Here is a 15,837-nt window from a genome sequence, read left to right as displayed (position 1 = left end):
AAAGCGGCAAAACCAGCCTTTCCTCTGGACGCATGGCAAAGGATCGCGTCAAATCACCGCAGCCCTGCAGGGGCTGCCTGTCCCTGCCGCAATCTGATCTGAGGTAATAACCGTGTCTGACCTGTCCCCGCGCCCCAATTCGCTCGAAGCCCGCGATATTGCCGCCCATCTGCATCCCTATACCAACCAGCGCAAAGCCGAGGCTGAGGGCTCGCTGATGATCGACCGCGGTGAGGGGATCTATGTCTTCGACACCAACGGCAAACGCTATATCGAGGGCATGGCGGGTCTTTGGTCGGTGGCCGTGGGCTTTAATGAGCCGCGTCTGGTCGATGCGGCAGCAAAGCAGATGGCGAAGCTGCCCTATTACCACACCTTCACCCAGAAAGGGCATGAGCCCGCCACCCTCCTGGCCGAAAAGCTGCTGGAGCTGGCCCCGGTGAAAATGTCGAAAGTGCATTTCACCAATTCGGGCTCTGAGGCCAATGACACGGCCATGAAGATGATCTGGTACCGCTCGAACGCTCTGGGCCAGCCGGAGAAGAAAAAGATCATCGCCCGCATCAAGGGCTATCACGGTGTGACCATCGCATCGGCCAGCCTGACGGGCCTGCCGAACAACCACCGCTCGTTTGATCTGCCGCTGCCGATGGTGAAACACACCCTCTGCCCGCATTACAAAGCCTTCGCAAATGAGGGCGAGTCTGAGGCAGAATTCGTGGCCCGCTTGGCCAAGGAACTCGAAGATCTGATCCTCGCAGAGGGCCCCGAAACCGTCGCCGCCTTCATCGGTGAGCCGGTGATGGGGGCCGGTGGCGTGATCATTCCGCCGGAAGGCTATTGGGCCGCCATTCAGGCCGTGCTGAAGAAATACGACATCCTGCTGATCGCGGATGAGGTGATCTGCGGCTTCGGGCGCACCGGCAATATGTTCGGCTCAACCACCTATGGGATGGAGCCGGATATTCTCGTCTGCTCGAAACAGCTGACCTCGTCTTATATGCCGATGTCGGCCATTCTGGTAAACGACCGGGTCTATCAGCCGCTGGCGGATGAGTCGCAAAAGATCGGCACCTTTGGTCACGGATTCACCGCCGCAGGTCACCCCGTCGCCGCCGCCGTGGCGCTCGAGAACCTGAAGATCATCGAAGAGAAAGACCTCGTCGGCAATGTCCGGGCGCTGGCCCCGAAATTCGCTGCCCGTCTGGCAAAGCTTGGGCAGCACGAGCTGGCCTTTGACGCCCGCTCGGTCGGTCTGATCGGCTGCCTTGAGCTGAAGCCCCAGGAAGGCGCGGTGGGCGCACGCGGCGCGAAACTTGTGGGCCTCCTGCAGGAAGAGGGGCTGATCTCGCGCGCCATCGGCGACACTCTGGCGCTCTGCCCGCCGCTGGTGATCACCGAAGGCCAGATTGATGAGCTTTTCGACGCCTTTGAGCGTGCACTGGCGAAAATGTAATCTCTGAGGGCCGCCCTTCGGGGCGGCCCTCAGCTTTCGGGCGAGAGCGTCAGGGTGATGCGGTCTCCGGCAAACCAGGTGCGGCCAAATTCCACCGGCTGCCCCGCCGCATCCACATTCACCGCATCCGACCGCAGGATCGCCGCCCCCTCCCGCAGCTGCAGCGCCAGCGCCAGGGTCCCTTCGGCAATCCGCGCCGTGATGCGGGTCGAGTGGCGGGTGTAATCGGCAACCCCGCAGGCCGAAAGCGCCATCGTCACCGACTGACAGGCCGTGATCTCGGCGCAAAGCCCCGGCAGCCGCTCCGCCGGAAAGACCGAGCGAAAGACTGCCACGGGCTGCCCGTCGATCAGCGAAACCCCTTCGGCCACATGGACCTGCGCACCGGGGATCAGCCCCAGCGCCTCAGCCTCGCGCAGATCCGCCGCGCGGGTTTCCAGCCGCGTGAAGCGACGCGCGGGGCTGCGGCCGGAGGCCAGCACATTCTGATGAAATCGGGTCCGCAGGCTCAGCGGGTAATCCGTGGGCTTAGAGGCCACAAAGGCCCCCGCCCCCCGCCGGGTGCGCACCAGACCCTTTCCAACCAGATCCGCCAGCGCCTGGCGCACCGTGTGGCGGTTGACGCCAAACCGCGCCGCGAGGTCAGCCTCAGTCGGCAGGCGGTCACCGGGGCGATATTGCCCGGCCGCGATTTCACCGGACAGCGTCTCGGCGATTGAGCGCCACAGGATCTGCCGTGCCATCCGTCCCTCTGACACAAAAGTTTCACTTGCCCGACTGTGGCAGGCCTCCTAGCATTTGTCTAGTTGTCTACACCGACAACCTCCCGAGGATGTTGAGGTTTCCATGCCCCCGACTGCACGGCAAAGCTGGCTCTCGCTGCTTGCCAAATCCCAGCCCGATCGGCTTGAGGCGCTGTTTCCTGAATTGCCGCCGCACCGCATTCTTCGCGCGCCGGAGATCGGCTCTGTGATGGTCCAGGGCCGCACCGGCGGCACGGGCGCGCCCTTTTCGCTGACAGAGATGGTGGTCACCCGCGCCTCTCTGGCGCTCGATTGCGGCACGGTGGGTCATGCCCTGGTGCAGGGCCGCAGCCGCGATCAGGCGCTGCGTGTCGCGGCCCTTGATGCTTTGCTGCAGACCGACGCCGCCCCCGGGCTTGAGGCGAGGGTGCTTGCCCCTTTGCGGGCTGAGGCTGAGGCGCGCAAAACCGCCCGCGCGGCGAAAGCCGCCGCGACAAAGGTCGAATTTTTCACCCTGATGCGCGGAGAGGACTGATGACGGTTTTAAGCGGCGGTTTTGCCGATCCGGCTACCGAAGCCGCCCAGAGTTTCCGTGCGATCCTTGAGGCTGTGGCGCGGCCCGGACGGATCTTTGATGTCACGGGGGTGACCCCTCCGGCACCGCTTTCGGTGGCGGCGGGCATTGTCCTGGCTACCCTGGCCGATCATGAGACCCCGGTGTTTCTGGCCGGGCATTGCGACAGCCCTGAGATACGCGCCTGGATCTCCTTTCACTGCGGCGCACCCTTTGCCCCTGCCGAAGAGGCCGCCTTCGCCCTTGGCACCTGGGCGGATCTGCAGCCCGTCACCCGCTTTCGCGCGGGAGAGCCTGCCTATCCCGACCGTTCCGCCACGCTGATTGTGGAACGCGAGACACTGGCACCCCGGGGCTGCCGCCTCAGCGGTCCGGGCATTCCGGGAGAAGCCCATCTGAACCTGCCCGAAGCGGCGGCCTTTCAGGCCAATCACGCCCGCTTTCCGCTGGGCTTTGATGTGATCTTCACCGCCGGGGCGCAGCTTGCCGCCCTGCCGCGCAGCACCCGCACGGAGGCGCTCTGATGTATGTGGCCGTCAAAGGGGGCGAGCGGGCGATTGATGCCGCCCATGCCTGGCTTGCCGAAGAGCGCCGGGGGGATCCGGCCGTCGCGGAACTCAGCCTTGCGCAGATCCGCGAGCAGCTGCGCCTGGCGGTGAACCGCGTCATGGCCGAGGGCTCGCTTTATGATCCCGACCTCGCGGCTCTGGCGCTGAAACAGGCGCGCGGCGATCTGGTTGAGGCGATCTTCCTGATCCGCGCCTATCGCACCACCCTGCCGCGTTTTGGCACCTCACGCCCGGTGAAGACCTCTGAGATGGCGGTCTCGCGGCGCATCTCAGCCACCTTCAAAGATCTGCCGGGCGGGCAGATCCTGGGGCCCACCTTCGATTATACCCACCGCCTGCTGGACTTCGCCCTTGCCGCCGAGGGCCTGCCGCCAAAGCGCGCCCCACAGGCCGCCCCCCCGACGGAGCCCATGCCCCATGTCACGGCGCTTCTGGGTCTCGACGGTCTGATTGAGCAGGAACCGGCCTCAGAGGCCCCGGCCCCCGATCTGACCCGAAGCCCGCTGCAGCTGCCCGCGAACCGGGCGCTGCGCCTTCAGGCGCTCGCGCGGGCGGATGAGGGGTTTCTTCTCTCGCTCGCCTATTCCACCCAGCGCGGCTATGGCCGCACCCATGCCTTTGTCGGAGAGCTGCGCATCGGCATGGTCACCGTTGAGGCTGAGATCCCCGAACTCGGCTTCGCCATTGAGATCGGTGAGATTGAGCTGAGCGAATGCGAAAGCGTCAACCAGTTCAAAGGCTCAAAGACCGAGCCTGCGCAGTTCACACGTGGCTATGGTCTGGTCCCCGGTCAGTCTGAGCGCAAGGCGATCTCCATGTCGCTGGTCGATCGCGCCCTGCGCTGGAGAGAGCTTGGCGAAGACTTCACCGGCGCCCCGGCCCAGGACGAAGAATTCGTCCTCAGCCATTGCGACAATGTGCAGGCCACAGGCTTCCTCGAGCATATCAAACTGCCGCATTACGTCGATTTTCAGGCCGAACTGGAGCTGATCCGCCGCCTGCGTGCCACCGCCGAAGCCGGGGCGGAGGGGGCAGAATGAGCATCGTCTTTGACATCGGCACTCTGGCCGGGGCCCGGGCGGCCAGCCTTAAGCCCATCCCTTTCACCGGCGCAGAGGATCTGCGCCACAGCCTGACCCGAAGGGGGCTGTTATGAGCGGCTATAACTTCGCCTATCTTGATGAGCAGACCAAACGCATGCTGCGCCGCGCTTTGCTGAAAGCCTTGGCCATTCCGGGCTATCAGGTGCCCTTCGCGTCGCGCGAGATGCCCATGCCCTATGGCTGGGGCACCGGCGGGGTGCAGGTCACCGCCGCCTGTCTGACGCCGGATGACCGGCTGAAGGTGATCGACCAGGGCGCGGATGACACCACCAATGCCATCTCCATCCGGCGCTTCTTTGAGCGCACCGCCGGGGTCGCCACCACCACTGCCACCACAGAAGCCACGGTGATCCAGACCCGCCACCGCATCCCCGAGACGCCGCTGCGCGAGGGGCAGATCCTCGTCTATCAGGTGCCGATCCCTGAGCCTTTGCGCTTCCTTGAGCCGCGGGAAACCGAAACCCGGCGCATGCATGAGCTGGAGGATTATGGCCTCATGCATGTGAAGCTTTACGAAGACATCGCCCGGCACGGCGAAATTGCCACCGCCTATGCCTATCCGGTGAAGGTTGAGGGGCGCTATGTCATGGACCCGTCGCCGATCCCGAAATTCGACAATCCGAAGCTCAATGACAACCCGGCAATCCAGCTCTTCGGGGCCGGGCGCGAATGCCGCATCTATGCGCTGCCGCCCTATACCAAGGTGGTGCCGCTCGACTTTGAGGATCACCCCTTTCAGCCCGGTCGGGCCGATCAGACCTGTGCGCTTTGCGGCGCGCAGGAGAGCTATCTGGATGAGGTCATCACCGATGACCGGGGCACGCGGCTTTACTGCTGCTCTGACACGGATTTCTGCGCCTCGCGTCAGGCCAGGGCTGAGGCGGAGGCATAGGGATGGATCTCTTACACGCGCAAACGGCAACACCGCTGCTGCAGGTCTCGGGGCTGACAAAACTTTACGGCCCCCGAACCGGCTGCCGGGATGTGAGCTTTGATCTTTATCGCGGCGAAGTGCTGGGCATCGTCGGCGAAAGCGGCTCCGGCAAATCAACGCTTCTCACCTCGCTTGCGGGGCATCAGCGCCCGGATCGGGGCTCGGTCCTCTGGCAGGGGCAGGACGTGCTGGCGCTGCCGGAAACCGGCCGCAGAAAGCTGATGCGCAGCGACTGGGCCTATGTGCATCAGAACCCGCGCGACGGGCTGCGCATGGGCGTCAGCGCCGGGGCCAATATCGGCGAGCGGCTGATGGCGCTTGGTGCGCGGCATTACGGAGAGATCCGCGCCGCCGCCCTTGACTGGCTGGCGCGGGTGGAGATTGACGCCGCCCGCATCGACGACCGCCCCTCAGCCTTTTCAGGCGGCATGCAGCAGCGGCTGCAGATCGCGCGCAATCTGGTGACCGGCCCGAAGCTGGTCTTCATGGATGAGCCGACCGGGGGCCTTGATGTCTCGGTTCAGGCGCGGCTGCTGGATCTGCTGCGCGGGCTGGTCCGCGATCTGGGGCTTTCGGTCATCATCGTGACCCACGATCTCGCCGTGGCGCGTCTGCTGGCCGACCGGCTGATGGTGATGAAAGACGGCCGCGTTGTGGAAGAAGGGCTGACCGATCAGGTGCTGGATGATCCGCAGCACAGCTATACGCAGCTTCTGGTCTCATCGGTTTTGCAGGTGTGATGCGATGATCCTTGTCAGAGAGCTTTGCAAAACCTTTACCCTCCACAATCAGGGCGGCGCGGTGATCCCGGTGATGGACGGGGCAAACCTGCAGGTGGAACGCGGCGAATGTGTCGGGCTGACCGGTCCTTCAGGGGCGGGCAAATCCACCCTGATGCGGCTGATCCATGGCAATTACCTTGCGGCCTCGGGCGAGATCCGGGTGGCGGGCCATGCGGTCACCGGGGCCTCAGCGCGGGAGATTCTTGCGCTGCGCCGCGCGCATCTGGGCTATGTCAGCCAGTTTTTGCGGGTGATCCCCCGCGTGCCCACCCTGGGCGTGGTGGCAGAGCCGCTTTTGCAGCTCGGGGTGGAGCGTGAGACCGCTGAGGCGCGGGCGGCAGCGCTGCTGGCGCGGCTGAACATCCCTGAGCGGCTCTGGTCCCTCTCGCCCACCACCTTCTCGGGGGGCGAGCAGCAGCGGGTCAACATCGCCCGCGGCTTTGTGCATGCCTATCCGGTCCTGCTCCTCGATGAGCCGACCGCCAGCCTCGACGGCGCAAACCGCGAGGTGGTTTTGCAACTGATCGAAGAGGCGAAGGCCCGCGGCGCGGCCATCCTTGGCATCTTCCACGACGAAGCCGCCCGCGCGCGGGTTTGCGACCGGCTGGTCGATGTGACCGGCTTCACCCCGGGGCTTGCGTGATGCGCAGCGATCTGGTCGCCGTGGTCGGCCCTTCCGGGGCCGGAAAAGACACGCTGATGGAAGCGGCCTGCAGGACGGGGCGCGGCATTCGCGCGGTGCGGCGGGTCATAACCCGCCCCGCCTCTGCGGGCGGAGAAGAATTTGAAGGCGTGAGCGAGGCAGAGTTCTCCCGCCGCGAGGCGGCCGGAGACTTCGCCCTGACCTGGGCTGCCCACGGGCTGCGCTATGCCATCCCGAAGGCGGAACTGACGGGGAGCGGAACGCTTCTCTTCAATGCCTCACGGGCCGTGCTGCCGAAGGCCGCAAAGCTCTGGCCGGGGCTGCGGGTGATCCTTGTCACCGCACCGCCCGAGATCCTTGCCGCGCGGCTGGCCGGGCGCGGGCGCGAGGATGCGCAGGATCAGGCCCGCCGCGTGGCGCGCGCCGCCTTTGCCCTGCCCGAGGGCATCCGCGCCGTTACCGTGGTGAATGACGCAGCCCCCGAAGCCGGGCTTCAGCGCTTTCTGGCCGCGCTGGCGCCGGAGAGGGGGTAGCGATGCAGAAGTCGGAACGGGCCTTCAGCCGGCTCACCAAAGAGGCAGATCTCTGTGATTTCAAAGGGGCGCGGCAGGACGGGGGCAAACCAGTCCTGCACAAAACCCATGGCCTGCTCTGCCCCGGGGGTGCCATCGGTCAGCGTCATGTGAAACCGGAATTCTTCCAGCACATAGGGATAGCCATACTGGGCCAGCAGTTCCCGCTGCCTGGGGGTCAGAGTGTCGGGGCGGCGGCGCGCCACCTCAGCCGGGGTCAGGGCCGCGCGGAAGGGCTCAAGCCGGGTGACGATCTCTGCCGCGAAAGCCTGCAGGGCGGCGGTCTCCCCCTCGGGGATCAGCGCCAGAAAGCGACCGATCCGCGCCGGGGTCAGCCCGTCGAGGCTCACCGGCGCCAGACCGGCTGCCAGATCCTGCAGGGCGGCGTGAAGACCGGCGATATCGCAGCCCTCCGCCAGGCGGAAGGGGGGCTTCAGCGTGGCGTGAAACCCGTAGCGGCGCGGCTCTGCGGTCAGTGCGGCGACGTCAAAACCCGCCTCAGGATGCGGCAGCATCTCCCCTGCCTCTGCGTCACGCCCGAGCCAGCGGGCAGCGCGGCTTGCAAATTCTCCGGCCGGCGGGGCGTAATAGACCGCATAGCGTTTCATCCCCTGCATTGCCTCAACACCACGCATTTCCCGCTCCGTCTCCGTGCCTGACTGCCAGACAGAAAGACTGATAATGACCATTCTTGCAAATGCCACCCTGGTTCTGCCCGATGAGACGCTGCGCGGCAGTCTGCGCCTTGATGGTGGCCGCATTGCCGCCATTGACCAGGGCAGTTCCGTGCCGCTCGGGGCTGAAGACTGTGAGGGCGATCTGGTGATGCCCGGCCTGATTGAACTGCACACCGACAATCTGGAGCGCCACCTGCAGCCGCGCCCGAAGGTGGACTGGCCGCATCAGGCAGCGATCCTGGCCCATGATGCGGAACTGGCGGGCGTGGGGATCACCACGGTCTTTGACGCGCTGCGCGTGGGTTCGGTCGTGAGCAATAATAAGACCGGCTATTCCGAATATGCCCGCGCGGTGGCCAGCGAAATTCTGGACCTGCGCCGCCAGGGCGCGCTCAGGGTCAGCCATTTCCTGCATCTGCGCGCCGAGGTCTGCTCAGAGACACTCGTCGAAGAGATGGCGAAATTCGGCCCCGAGGACCGGATCGGCATCGTCAGCCTGATGGATCACACCCCCGGTCAGCGGCAGTTCCGCGACATCAGCAAGCTGCGCGACTATGTGATGGGCAAGCGCGGCATGTCGGAAGAGGACTTCGCCGCCCATGTGGCAGGCCAGCAGGCGCTGCGCGCGCGTTTTGGCGATCTGCATGAAAAGGCCGCCGTCAGCGAGGGCCGCCGCTATGGCGCGGTGCTTGCGAGCCATGATGACACCACGGCGGAACAGGTCGCCGTCTCGAAAGCACTCGGGGTCAGTTTCGCCGAATTTCCCACCACGGTAGAAGCCGCCCGCGCCTGCCGCGCCGAGGGGGTTCAGGTGATGATGGGCGCGCCCAATGTGATCCGCGGAGGATCGCATTCCGGCAATGTCTCGGCGGAAGAACTGGCGCGGCTCGATCTGCTCGACATCCTGTCGTCGGATTATGTGCCCTCCTCCCTGCTGACGGCGGCGCTGCATTTAGGCGATCTCTGGGGGGATATGGCGCGGGGCATTGCCACCGTGACCCGCGCCCCGGCAGAGGCCACGGGCCTGCACGACCGGGGCCGTCTTGAGATCGGCGCCCGCGCTGATCTGGTGCGGGTGCGCCGGATCGGGCGCAGCGGCGGCCTGCGGGGCACCTGGGTTCAGGGCAAAAGGGTCGGCTGAGCCCCCGCTTTCACCGAGGCGATGAATTCTCCGAACGTCATCAGCCAGGGGCGTTGTTCGGGGTGAAAGGTGGCGTGAAGCGCTTTGGGCAGCACCAGATGCAGGTTATGCGCCTGCATCTCCGCCGTCTGCGCCCGGGAAATCGCAGGCTCCAGCGTCAGCAGATGCTTGTCGGTGATGCGGTCCGCTTCGGCCAGAACCTGACGCCAGCGGTCTTTGCAGGTGGTCTTCACCGCCAGCATCCGCAGGTTCTCTGCCGGATAGAGCGGATCGGCATATTCGGCCTCGCCCGGAAACAGGAAGTCAGCGGCGGCGCGCTTTTCCGTCGTCGCCTCACGGCGGTGACGGATGCCATTGGCTTTGAGGATTTCCTCAATGTGATGGGCAAAGGCGAAGCCCGCGCGGGATTTGCGGCGGTTCTGAACGGAAAGCGAGAAGCGCAGGAACCCTTCCACATCGGCCTCACCCTCTTTCATGAAGCCGCTTTTCAGCCGTTCGGCCACCACCTCACGCTCCAGTCTGCGGAAGAGCGCCTCATCCAGCTCCATCCAGGACAGCAGCGCCCCGTCGGGATCATTCACCGGGTCCACCTGCTTCAGACAGCTGCGCGCAAAGGCCGAGAATTCATCGGTGCGCGGGAAGGTCAGCCCGAATTTCTTTACCAGACGCTCAAAAGCCTCGGTTTCAGGGATCTCCGGCTCGATCCCCAGCTCATCAAGAATGAAGCCCGCAGCGAAGTCGATGCCGCGCCCGCCGTCTGACAGGTCGCGCTGCACCAGCGCAAAATCAAGGCTCAGCTCCAGACCGAACAGCCACAGCAGCTTTTGCTCAATCGAGCTGCCGCTGGGGCAAAGGATCGCCAGCAGCCGCCCCGCCGTGGTCATACACAAAAAGAGCGTATCACCCGGCCGTGCCCGATAGACCACCGGGTTGGCCGCATGGGGATAATAGAGGCGGTATTCGGGCGGGCGATGCGGTGTGCGCTTGCGGGTGTTGTACCAGGTGCCGCTGGCCTCAATGCGCAAAGGGGCCTCATCCTCGTCATCCATCCACAGATAGGTGACCGGGATCACAACCTTATCAGCAGGGGTGCCCAGATAGGTGCGAAAGACGTCAACACTTTGAAATTCATGCTGCTTTGATGCGGTGGGATCGACCTCAACCGCCTTCAGCCCCTTGGCTGCGGCGCCAATAAAATACTTCGAAAGCGAGCCACGCGTGATCATTCCGCCCCCCTGCCCGTCAGATCCGTCTCAGGCCTGTCGCTGCGCAGCCAAAGGCTGAGCTGCGAAATCACCTCATCGAAGGGGCGCTTTTCACGCCCGCGCAAAGCGCAGTCCCAGACCCGCGCAACCCGCCAGCCCCGCGCACGCAACTCAGTGAATTGTGCGGCATCCCGCGCGATATTGCCGCTGATCTTCGCGCGCCAGAAGTCCTCGCGTGACTTTGGCCATTTGAAAAGCGCGCAGTCATGGCCATGCCAGAAACAGCCGTTAATAAAGACCACCGCCCCCAGACCCGGAAAAACCAGATCCGGCTTTCCCGGAAGCGTCTTCACATGCAGCCGATAGCGAAAACCGCGCGCATGAAGCGCGCGGCGGATCCGCAGTTCCGGGCCGGTATCCGCGCCCCGGATCGCCGCCATATTGCGCGATCTGGTCGGGGCGTCATGAACGTCAGCCACGTTTCTTCCGTTTGGGCGCAGGCTTTGCCATGATCTCAAGGATATGCGGCCGCATGATCCGGGCCACTTCGGCAAAGACCGGAACGGCCACCGAATTTCCAAACTGCTTATAGGCCTGGGTATCCGAGACCGGGATACGGAAATTGTCGCCATAGCCCATCAGGCGGGCGCATTCCCGCGGGGTCAGACGGCGCGGGTTCCGCCCCGGACCGCGATCCACCAAAATCTCAGAGCCGTCCTTGTAATAGCGCGCCGAAAGCGTGCGGGCGATCGATTGCCCGTTGACAAGGCCAAAGCCGAAACCATTGCCCTTGGCCTTATGCTTGGCGGCATAGCTTTGCAGATAGGCCCAGAGCTTGTCGGTCAGGGTGTATTTCTCACTGACCTCTGCATCCGGCCCGAGCGTGAAATGGCCTTCCGGCGCCTCGGTCCCGTTTTCGGGATGCAGCACCGCATTCATGCGCCGCCCGCCATAGGCCGGCAGGGAAAGATCATCCCAGGTGAATTTCACCTTGTCGCGGAAACCCACAAGGACGATGCGCTCCCGGTGCTGCGGCACGAAGTGGCCGGCATCAAGGATGCGGTAATGCAGCGTATAGCCCAGATCCTCGGTCAGCTTGCGCCGGATCACCTCAAAGGTGCGGCCCTTGTCATGGCTGGTCAGGTTCTTGACGTTTTCCAGCATGAAGGCCGCCGGGCGGTGATGTTTGAGGATGCGCAGCACATCAAAAAAGAGCGTGCCCTGGGTCTCATCTTCAAAGCCATGCGCGCGGCCAAGGGCGTTCTTTTTCGACACCCCCGCAATCGAGAAGGGCTGGCAGGGAAAGCCCGCCACCAGAACGTCATGGGGCGGAATATCCTTCGCCTCAACCTGCCGGATGTCGCCCGCCACGGGGCGGTTGTCGGGGTAATTCGCCAGATAGGTCTGCTGGGCGTATTTATCCCATTCCGAGGTAAAAACGCAGCGCCCGCCCGCCGATTCCATCGCCCGGCGCAGACCGCCGATCCCGGCAAAGAGGTCGATAAAGGTGAAATCCGGGCAGTCGCCCGCATCCGGTGCGCGCGCCGCAACCTTCATGCGCAAAAGCTCGAGCACCCCTTCACGCGGATGCTCTTTGCCACTCTTGAAGCGGTAGATATGCCCTTCCGAATAGTCCAGAAGCTTTGCCGCATCGGGAACGGACAGGCCCGCTTTCAACAGCAGGTCCTCGAATTCGGTCATCGCGCGGGCTCCTTCGCCCGTGGCGGGCCGTCTGTCGGGGGGAATATTTCTGACATTTTGCCAAAAGCTGCCCCAGGGCACAAGAGGCAAGACGCCGTTTCGGGAACAAAAAGGGCCCGGCACTTTTCAGTGCCGGGCCTTCCGTCAAGGGACGCTTTGACTGTGGTTATTCGCCGCCGCCGAGGCTGTGGATATAGACCGCGACCGAACGGATGTCGGCTTCCGTCAGACGCTCATTCCAGGCCGGCATCACGCCTGCGCGGGCGTAGGTGACGGTATGGGTCAGCGAAGCAACGTCACCGCCATAGAGCCAGATCGCATCGGTCAGGTTCGGCGCACCCTGGCTGCGGTCACCGGTGCCGTCTTCGGCATGGCAGCCCGAGCAGTTGTCGGCAAAGACCGTCTCACCTGCCGAAGCAAGGGCTGCATCATGCTCCTGCCCCGAGATCTGGCGGACATAGTGCACGACGCCGTCGATGTCTTCTTTCTCCAGCATTTCGCCAAAGGCAGGCATCATCGAGAAGCGGGCTTCTTCGCTCTGCGTATTGCGGATGCCGTGGGTGACGGTCAGGTGGATATCCTCAACCGAACCGCCCCAGAGCCAGTCGTCGTCGAGCAGGTTCGGATAACCACCCGGGTTCCCGCCCGCGCCCGAGCCGTGGCACTGCGCGCACCAGGTCTTGAAGACCGCGGCACCCGACTGCTTGGCAAAGGACTGCAGCTCTGCATCGTCGCTGATCTCATTGAGTTCAGCCTTCACCAGCTTTTCGCGCACCGGCGCGTTCAGCTCCGTGAATTTGTCGATATTCGACTGCAGCTCTGCCACGCGGTTGTAGCCGAGGATGCCCTGGGTTGCCCCGTTGATCAGCGGCCATGCCGGATAGGCGATCGAATAAAGCACCGCCCAGAAAATCGAGGCATACCAGGTCCAGAGCCACCAGCGCGGCATCGGGTTGTCGAGTTCCTCGATGCCATCCCAGGAATGGCCCGTGGTCGGCACTTCGCCGGGCTTGTGCTCTTTGTCGTGATGGGCGCTCATCTGTCACGCCTCCTTTGCGGGCCGGACATGCAGGCTGCCCGGGGTGTCATCGTTACGGAAGATCGACTGCGCGGCATCGTCATGCACGCTGCGGCTGCCCGGGCGCAGGACCCAGACAAAGACGCCGATGAAGAACAGCGTCATAAACAGCAGGTGCCAGCTGTCTGCGAAGTTGCGCAGAAACGCATAGGTTTCCATCACAGCCTCCGTCAGCGGCTCAGGTCAGGCTGGAAGGTCGAGAAATCAACCATCGTCCCCAGAACCTGCATATAGGCGATCAGCGCATCAGCCTCGGTCAGTTTGTCCTGACCGTCGAAGTTGCGCACATTGACCGGCGTGCCGAAGGCGGCTTTGCCGTAACGCTCTTCCAGACCCTCTGCGTCCCCCTCAGGATCAACCTGAGCGCGGAAGTCGGCGGTCGCGTTTTCGATCATCGCGGTGGTGTAAGGCACACCGAAGGTCGCGCTGGTCGAGAGGAAATCAGCAACATATTTGCCGTCGATTTCACGCTCAAACAGGAAGCCGTATTTCGGCATGATCGATTCCGGAACAACCGCCGGCGGGTTGCGGAAGTGGTCCTGGTGCCATTCGTCCGAATAGCGGCCACCTACACGCGCCAGATCCGGACCGGTGCGCTTGGAGCCCCACTGGAACGGACGGTCGTACATGCTTTCCGCGGCCAGCGAGTAGTGGCCGTAACGCTCGACCTCATCACGCATCGGGCGGATCATCTGGCTGTGGCAGGCATAGCAGCCTTCACGTTCATAGATCCGTTTGCCGGTCAGCTCGAGCGGGGTGTAGGGACGCACGCCCTCCACCTTCTCGATGGTGTTTTCGATGTAGAACAGCGGCACGATCTGAACCAGACCGCCGATGGTGACGACGATGAAGCTCAGCACCATCAGCAGGGTGGCGTGAGTTTCGATCTTTTTGTGTTTATCAAGAATGCCCATGAGTTTGCGCTCCGATCATTCCGCAGGCAGGAAGTTGTTTGCGTTGACCGGGGCCTTCGCAGGTTGTGCGCGGACCGTCATCCACAGGTTGTAGCACATGATGATACCCCCAGCGAGGAACATCAGGCCGCCCAGGGAGCGGACAACATACATCGGATGTTTCGGCGACACGGTGTCAGCGAAAGCGTTGACGAGGAAGCCGTTGGCATCCACTTCGCGCCACATCAGACCTTCCATGATCCCGGCAACCCACATCGAGGCGGCGTAAAGCACGATGCCCAGAGTGGCGAGCCAGAAGTGCCAGGAGACCAGTCGGACCGAGTAAAGGCCTTCACGGTTCCACAGACGCGGCACGAGGAAGTAAAGCGCACCAAAGGTGATCATGCCGTTCCAGCCAAGCGCGCCGGAGTGAACGTGACCAATGGTCCAGTCGGTGTAGTGCGACAGCGAGTTCACGGTTTTGATCGACATCACCGGACCTTCAAAGGTCGACATGCCGTAGAAACCGATTGCGATCACCATCATGCGCAGCACCGGGTCGGTGCGCAGCTTGTCCCATGCGCCCGAAAGCGTCATCAGACCGTTGATCATGCCACCCCAGGACGGCATCCAGAGCATGATCGAGAAAATCATACCCAGCGTCGTCGCCCATTCCGGCAGGGCAGTGTAATGCAGGTGGTGCGGACCGGCCCAGATGTAGAGGAAGATCAGCGCCCAGAAGTGGATGATCGACAGTTTATAGGAATAAACCGGACGCTCAGCCTGTTTGGGAACGAAGTAATACATCATGCCGAGGAAGCCTGCGGTCAGCAGGAAGCCCACGGCGTTGTGGCCATACCACCACTGGATCATCGCGTCCTGAACACCGGCATAGGCCTGAACCGAATCCGAGCCGAAGATCGAGACCGGCAGCGCCATGTTGTTCACAACATGCAGCATCGCGATGGTGATGATGAAGGCGAGGTAGAACCAGTTGGCCACATAGATGTGGGGCTCTTTGCGCTTCATCACGGTGCCGGCATAACCCGCCAGCAGACCCAGCCAGACGACCAGGATCAGCAGGTCAACATGCCAGGGCATCTCGGCGTATTCTTTGCCCTGCGAGCCGCCGAAGATATAGGACTGCACAGTCAGCACGATGATCAGCTGCCAGCCCCAGAACACCCACCAGCCCAGGTTGCCGCCCCAGAGGCGCGTGGCGCAGGTGCGCTGAACCACATAGAAGCCCGAAGCCATCAGCGCGTTGCCGCAGAAGGCAAAGATCACCGCCGAGGTGTGGATCGGGCGGATGCGGCCGAAGTTCAGATAGCCATGCGCCCATTCAAAGTTGAGGCTCGGGAAAGCCAGCTGCGAGGCAACCAGAACCCCGACGGCGAAACCGACAACACCCCAGAAGGCCGTCGCGATCACACCTGCGCGGACGACGCCGTCCGCGTATTCATTTTCATTCACCGGCTCTTTCGGCTCACCCATGTTGCGCAGGAGCCAGATAAAGACCACTGCGGCTGCAATCATGACGGTGAGCGCGTTGACCAGATAAGCCTCGTCGCGCGCATAATTGGCTGCAATCGCGGCGAGCACCGCGATCACGCCGAACGCGACCAGTTTAACGTAATCCCACATTATGCGTCCCTTTGTCTGATCCGGCGCGACACAGCCGTCGCGACAGACGTTATCCGACCTGAACTCCCTGGCGCAGAAGCGCCCTGGTCTGCATTGATCCAGGTCAAGCTCCCGCTTTTCAC

The 15,837-nt window shown here is 63.5% G+C and carries 18 protein-coding genes; 9 read left to right on the top strand and 9 right to left on the bottom strand.

What is annotated here, in order from left to right:
- Positions 1–121 precede the first annotated feature (121 nt).
- Positions 122–1,456 carry an aspartate aminotransferase family protein gene (locus tag EP867_RS04175; RefSeq protein WP_128486999.1) on the top strand — a complete coding sequence of 445 codons (1,335 nt, stop codon included), beginning with the start codon at positions 122–124 and terminating at the stop codon, positions 1,454–1,456.
- 29 nt (positions 1,457–1,485) lie between these two features.
- On the opposite strand, the gene phnF is transcribed toward EP867_RS04175, so the two are convergent.
- Positions 1,486–2,199 carry a phosphonate metabolism transcriptional regulator PhnF gene (gene phnF / locus EP867_RS04170; protein WP_128486943.1) on the bottom strand — a complete coding sequence of 238 codons (714 nt, stop codon included), beginning with the start codon at positions 2,197–2,199 and terminating at the stop codon, positions 1,486–1,488.
- A 103-nt stretch (positions 2,200–2,302) separates the two neighbouring features.
- Here phnF and phnG point away from each other — a divergent pair, with 103 nt between their 5' ends.
- The 7 genes from phnG (at position 2,303) to phnN (ending at position 7,337) form a co-directional block, all read left to right on the top strand.
- On the top strand, positions 2,303–2,734 hold the full coding sequence (gene phnG, locus EP867_RS04165; RefSeq protein WP_128486942.1) for a phosphonate C-P lyase system protein PhnG: 432 nt from the start codon (positions 2,303–2,305) through the stop codon (positions 2,732–2,734).
- A complete protein-coding gene (gene phnH / locus EP867_RS04160; RefSeq protein WP_128486941.1) occupies positions 2,734–3,297 on the top strand; it encodes a phosphonate C-P lyase system protein PhnH in 564 nt (187 codons plus the stop codon). The genes phnG and phnH overlap by 1 nt, the downstream gene beginning before the upstream one ends.
- A complete protein-coding gene (locus tag EP867_RS04155; protein ID WP_128486940.1) occupies positions 3,297–4,382 on the top strand; it encodes a carbon-phosphorus lyase complex subunit PhnI in 1,086 nt (361 codons plus the stop codon). The genes phnH and EP867_RS04155 overlap by 1 nt, the downstream gene beginning before the upstream one ends.
- Positions 4,383–4,494: 112 nt before the next feature.
- Entirely contained in the window at positions 4,495–5,337 is an 843-nt protein-coding gene (locus tag EP867_RS04150; RefSeq protein WP_128486939.1) for an alpha-D-ribose 1-methylphosphonate 5-phosphate C-P-lyase PhnJ, read from the top strand.
- 2 nt (positions 5,338–5,339) lie between these two features.
- Entirely contained in the window at positions 5,340–6,119 is a 780-nt protein-coding gene (gene phnK / locus EP867_RS04145) for a phosphonate C-P lyase system protein PhnK (protein ID WP_128486938.1), read from the top strand.
- A gap of 4 nt (positions 6,120–6,123) precedes the next feature.
- On the top strand, positions 6,124–6,804 hold the full coding sequence (gene phnL, locus EP867_RS04140; protein WP_128486937.1) for a phosphonate C-P lyase system protein PhnL: 681 nt from the start codon (positions 6,124–6,126) through the stop codon (positions 6,802–6,804).
- Entirely contained in the window at positions 6,804–7,337 is a 534-nt protein-coding gene (gene phnN / locus EP867_RS04135) for a phosphonate metabolism protein/1,5-bisphosphokinase (PRPP-forming) PhnN (protein WP_128486936.1), read from the top strand. The genes phnL and phnN overlap by 1 nt, the downstream gene beginning before the upstream one ends.
- Here phnN and EP867_RS04130 read toward each other — a convergent pair.
- Complete coding sequence (locus tag EP867_RS04130; RefSeq protein WP_128486998.1) at positions 7,298–7,993, bottom strand: DUF1045 domain-containing protein; 696 nt, start codon at positions 7,991–7,993, stop codon at positions 7,298–7,300. The two genes, phnN and EP867_RS04130, sit on opposite strands and share 40 nt — an antisense overlap.
- A gap of 64 nt (positions 7,994–8,057) precedes the next feature.
- Between EP867_RS04130 and EP867_RS04125 the strand changes: the two genes are divergently transcribed.
- On the top strand, positions 8,058–9,194 hold the full coding sequence (locus EP867_RS04125) for an alpha-D-ribose 1-methylphosphonate 5-triphosphate diphosphatase (RefSeq protein WP_128486935.1): 1,137 nt from the start codon (positions 8,058–8,060) through the stop codon (positions 9,192–9,194).
- On the opposite strand, the gene EP867_RS04120 is transcribed toward EP867_RS04125, so the two are convergent.
- From EP867_RS04120 to ccoN, 7 genes are all read right to left on the bottom strand, one after another.
- On the bottom strand, positions 9,173–10,420 hold the full coding sequence (locus tag EP867_RS04120) for a type II restriction endonuclease (protein WP_128486934.1): 1,248 nt from the start codon (positions 10,418–10,420) through the stop codon (positions 9,173–9,175). The two genes, EP867_RS04125 and EP867_RS04120, sit on opposite strands and share 22 nt — an antisense overlap.
- Positions 10,417–10,878 carry a very short patch repair endonuclease gene (locus EP867_RS04115; RefSeq protein ID WP_128486933.1) on the bottom strand — a complete coding sequence of 154 codons (462 nt, stop codon included), beginning with the start codon at positions 10,876–10,878 and terminating at the stop codon, positions 10,417–10,419. The genes EP867_RS04120 and EP867_RS04115 overlap by 4 nt, the downstream gene beginning before the upstream one ends.
- Positions 10,871–12,100, bottom strand: a complete 1,230-nt coding sequence (gene dcm / locus EP867_RS04110) for a DNA (cytosine-5-)-methyltransferase (RefSeq protein ID WP_128486932.1) — start codon at positions 12,098–12,100, stop codon at positions 10,871–10,873. The genes EP867_RS04115 and dcm overlap by 8 nt, the downstream gene beginning before the upstream one ends.
- 166 nt (positions 12,101–12,266) lie before the next feature.
- The gene (ccoP, locus tag EP867_RS04105) at positions 12,267–13,139 is read right to left on the bottom strand and encodes a cytochrome-c oxidase, cbb3-type subunit III (protein ID WP_128486931.1); all 873 of its coding nucleotides are present in this window, start codon (positions 13,137–13,139) and stop codon (positions 12,267–12,269) included.
- Positions 13,140–13,142: 3 nt separating this feature from the next.
- On the bottom strand, positions 13,143–13,337 hold the full coding sequence (locus EP867_RS04100; protein ID WP_128486930.1) for a cbb3-type cytochrome c oxidase subunit 3: 195 nt from the start codon (positions 13,335–13,337) through the stop codon (positions 13,143–13,145).
- Positions 13,338–13,348: 11 nt separating this feature from the next.
- The gene (gene ccoO / locus EP867_RS04095; RefSeq protein WP_128486929.1) at positions 13,349–14,092 is read right to left on the bottom strand and encodes a cytochrome-c oxidase, cbb3-type subunit II; all 744 of its coding nucleotides are present in this window, start codon (positions 14,090–14,092) and stop codon (positions 13,349–13,351) included.
- Between the two features lie 15 nt (positions 14,093–14,107).
- Positions 14,108–15,715 carry a cytochrome-c oxidase, cbb3-type subunit I gene (ccoN, locus tag EP867_RS04090; RefSeq protein WP_128486928.1) on the bottom strand — a complete coding sequence of 536 codons (1,608 nt, stop codon included), beginning with the start codon at positions 15,713–15,715 and terminating at the stop codon, positions 14,108–14,110.
- Positions 15,716–15,837 lie beyond the last annotated feature (122 nt).

This window comes from Falsigemmobacter intermedius (genome assembly GCF_004054105.1).
Taxonomy (GTDB): Bacteria; Pseudomonadota; Alphaproteobacteria; order Rhodobacterales; family Rhodobacteraceae; genus Wagnerdoeblera; species Wagnerdoeblera intermedia.
Note: the sequence above shows the minus strand (reverse complement) of the source record. Positions and strands in the feature narration are given on the sequence as shown.

What these genes read in the sequence shown, in the direction of transcription:
- phnF (WP_128486943.1), bottom strand. Translation starts at nt 2,199, where the DNA reads ATGGCACGGCAGATCCTGTGGCGCTCAATCGCCGAGACGCTGTCCGGT.
- phnG (WP_128486942.1), top strand. Translation starts at nt 2,303, where the DNA reads ATGCCCCCGACTGCACGGCAAAGCTGGCTCTCGCTGCTTGCCAAATCC.
- phnH (WP_128486941.1), top strand. Translation starts at nt 2,734, where the DNA reads ATGACGGTTTTAAGCGGCGGTTTTGCCGATCCGGCTACCGAAGCCGCC.
- EP867_RS04155 (WP_128486940.1), top strand. Translation starts at nt 3,297, where the DNA reads ATGTATGTGGCCGTCAAAGGGGGCGAGCGGGCGATTGATGCCGCCCAT.
- EP867_RS04150 (WP_128486939.1), top strand. Translation starts at nt 4,495, where the DNA reads ATGAGCGGCTATAACTTCGCCTATCTTGATGAGCAGACCAAACGCATG.
- phnK (WP_128486938.1), top strand. Translation starts at nt 5,340, where the DNA reads ATGGATCTCTTACACGCGCAAACGGCAACACCGCTGCTGCAGGTCTCG.
- phnL (WP_128486937.1), top strand. Translation starts at nt 6,124, where the DNA reads ATGATCCTTGTCAGAGAGCTTTGCAAAACCTTTACCCTCCACAATCAG.
- phnN (WP_128486936.1), top strand. Translation starts at nt 6,804, where the DNA reads ATGCGCAGCGATCTGGTCGCCGTGGTCGGCCCTTCCGGGGCCGGAAAA.
- EP867_RS04130 (WP_128486998.1), bottom strand. Translation starts at nt 7,993, where the DNA reads ATGCAGGGGATGAAACGCTATGCGGTCTATTACGCCCCGCCGGCCGGA.
- EP867_RS04125 (WP_128486935.1), top strand. Translation starts at nt 8,058, where the DNA reads ATGACCATTCTTGCAAATGCCACCCTGGTTCTGCCCGATGAGACGCTG.
- EP867_RS04120 (WP_128486934.1), bottom strand. Translation starts at nt 10,420, where the DNA reads ATGATCACGCGTGGCTCGCTTTCGAAGTATTTTATTGGCGCCGCAGCC.
- dcm (WP_128486932.1), bottom strand. Translation starts at nt 12,100, where the DNA reads ATGACCGAATTCGAGGACCTGCTGTTGAAAGCGGGCCTGTCCGTTCCC.
- ccoP (WP_128486931.1), bottom strand. Translation starts at nt 13,139, where the DNA reads ATGAGCGCCCATCACGACAAAGAGCACAAGCCCGGCGAAGTGCCGACC.
- EP867_RS04100 (WP_128486930.1), bottom strand. Translation starts at nt 13,337, where the DNA reads ATGGAAACCTATGCGTTTCTGCGCAACTTCGCAGACAGCTGGCACCTG.
- ccoO (WP_128486929.1), bottom strand. Translation starts at nt 14,092, where the DNA reads ATGGGCATTCTTGATAAACACAAAAAGATCGAAACTCACGCCACCCTG.
- ccoN (WP_128486928.1), bottom strand. Translation starts at nt 15,715, where the DNA reads ATGTGGGATTACGTTAAACTGGTCGCGTTCGGCGTGATCGCGGTGCTC.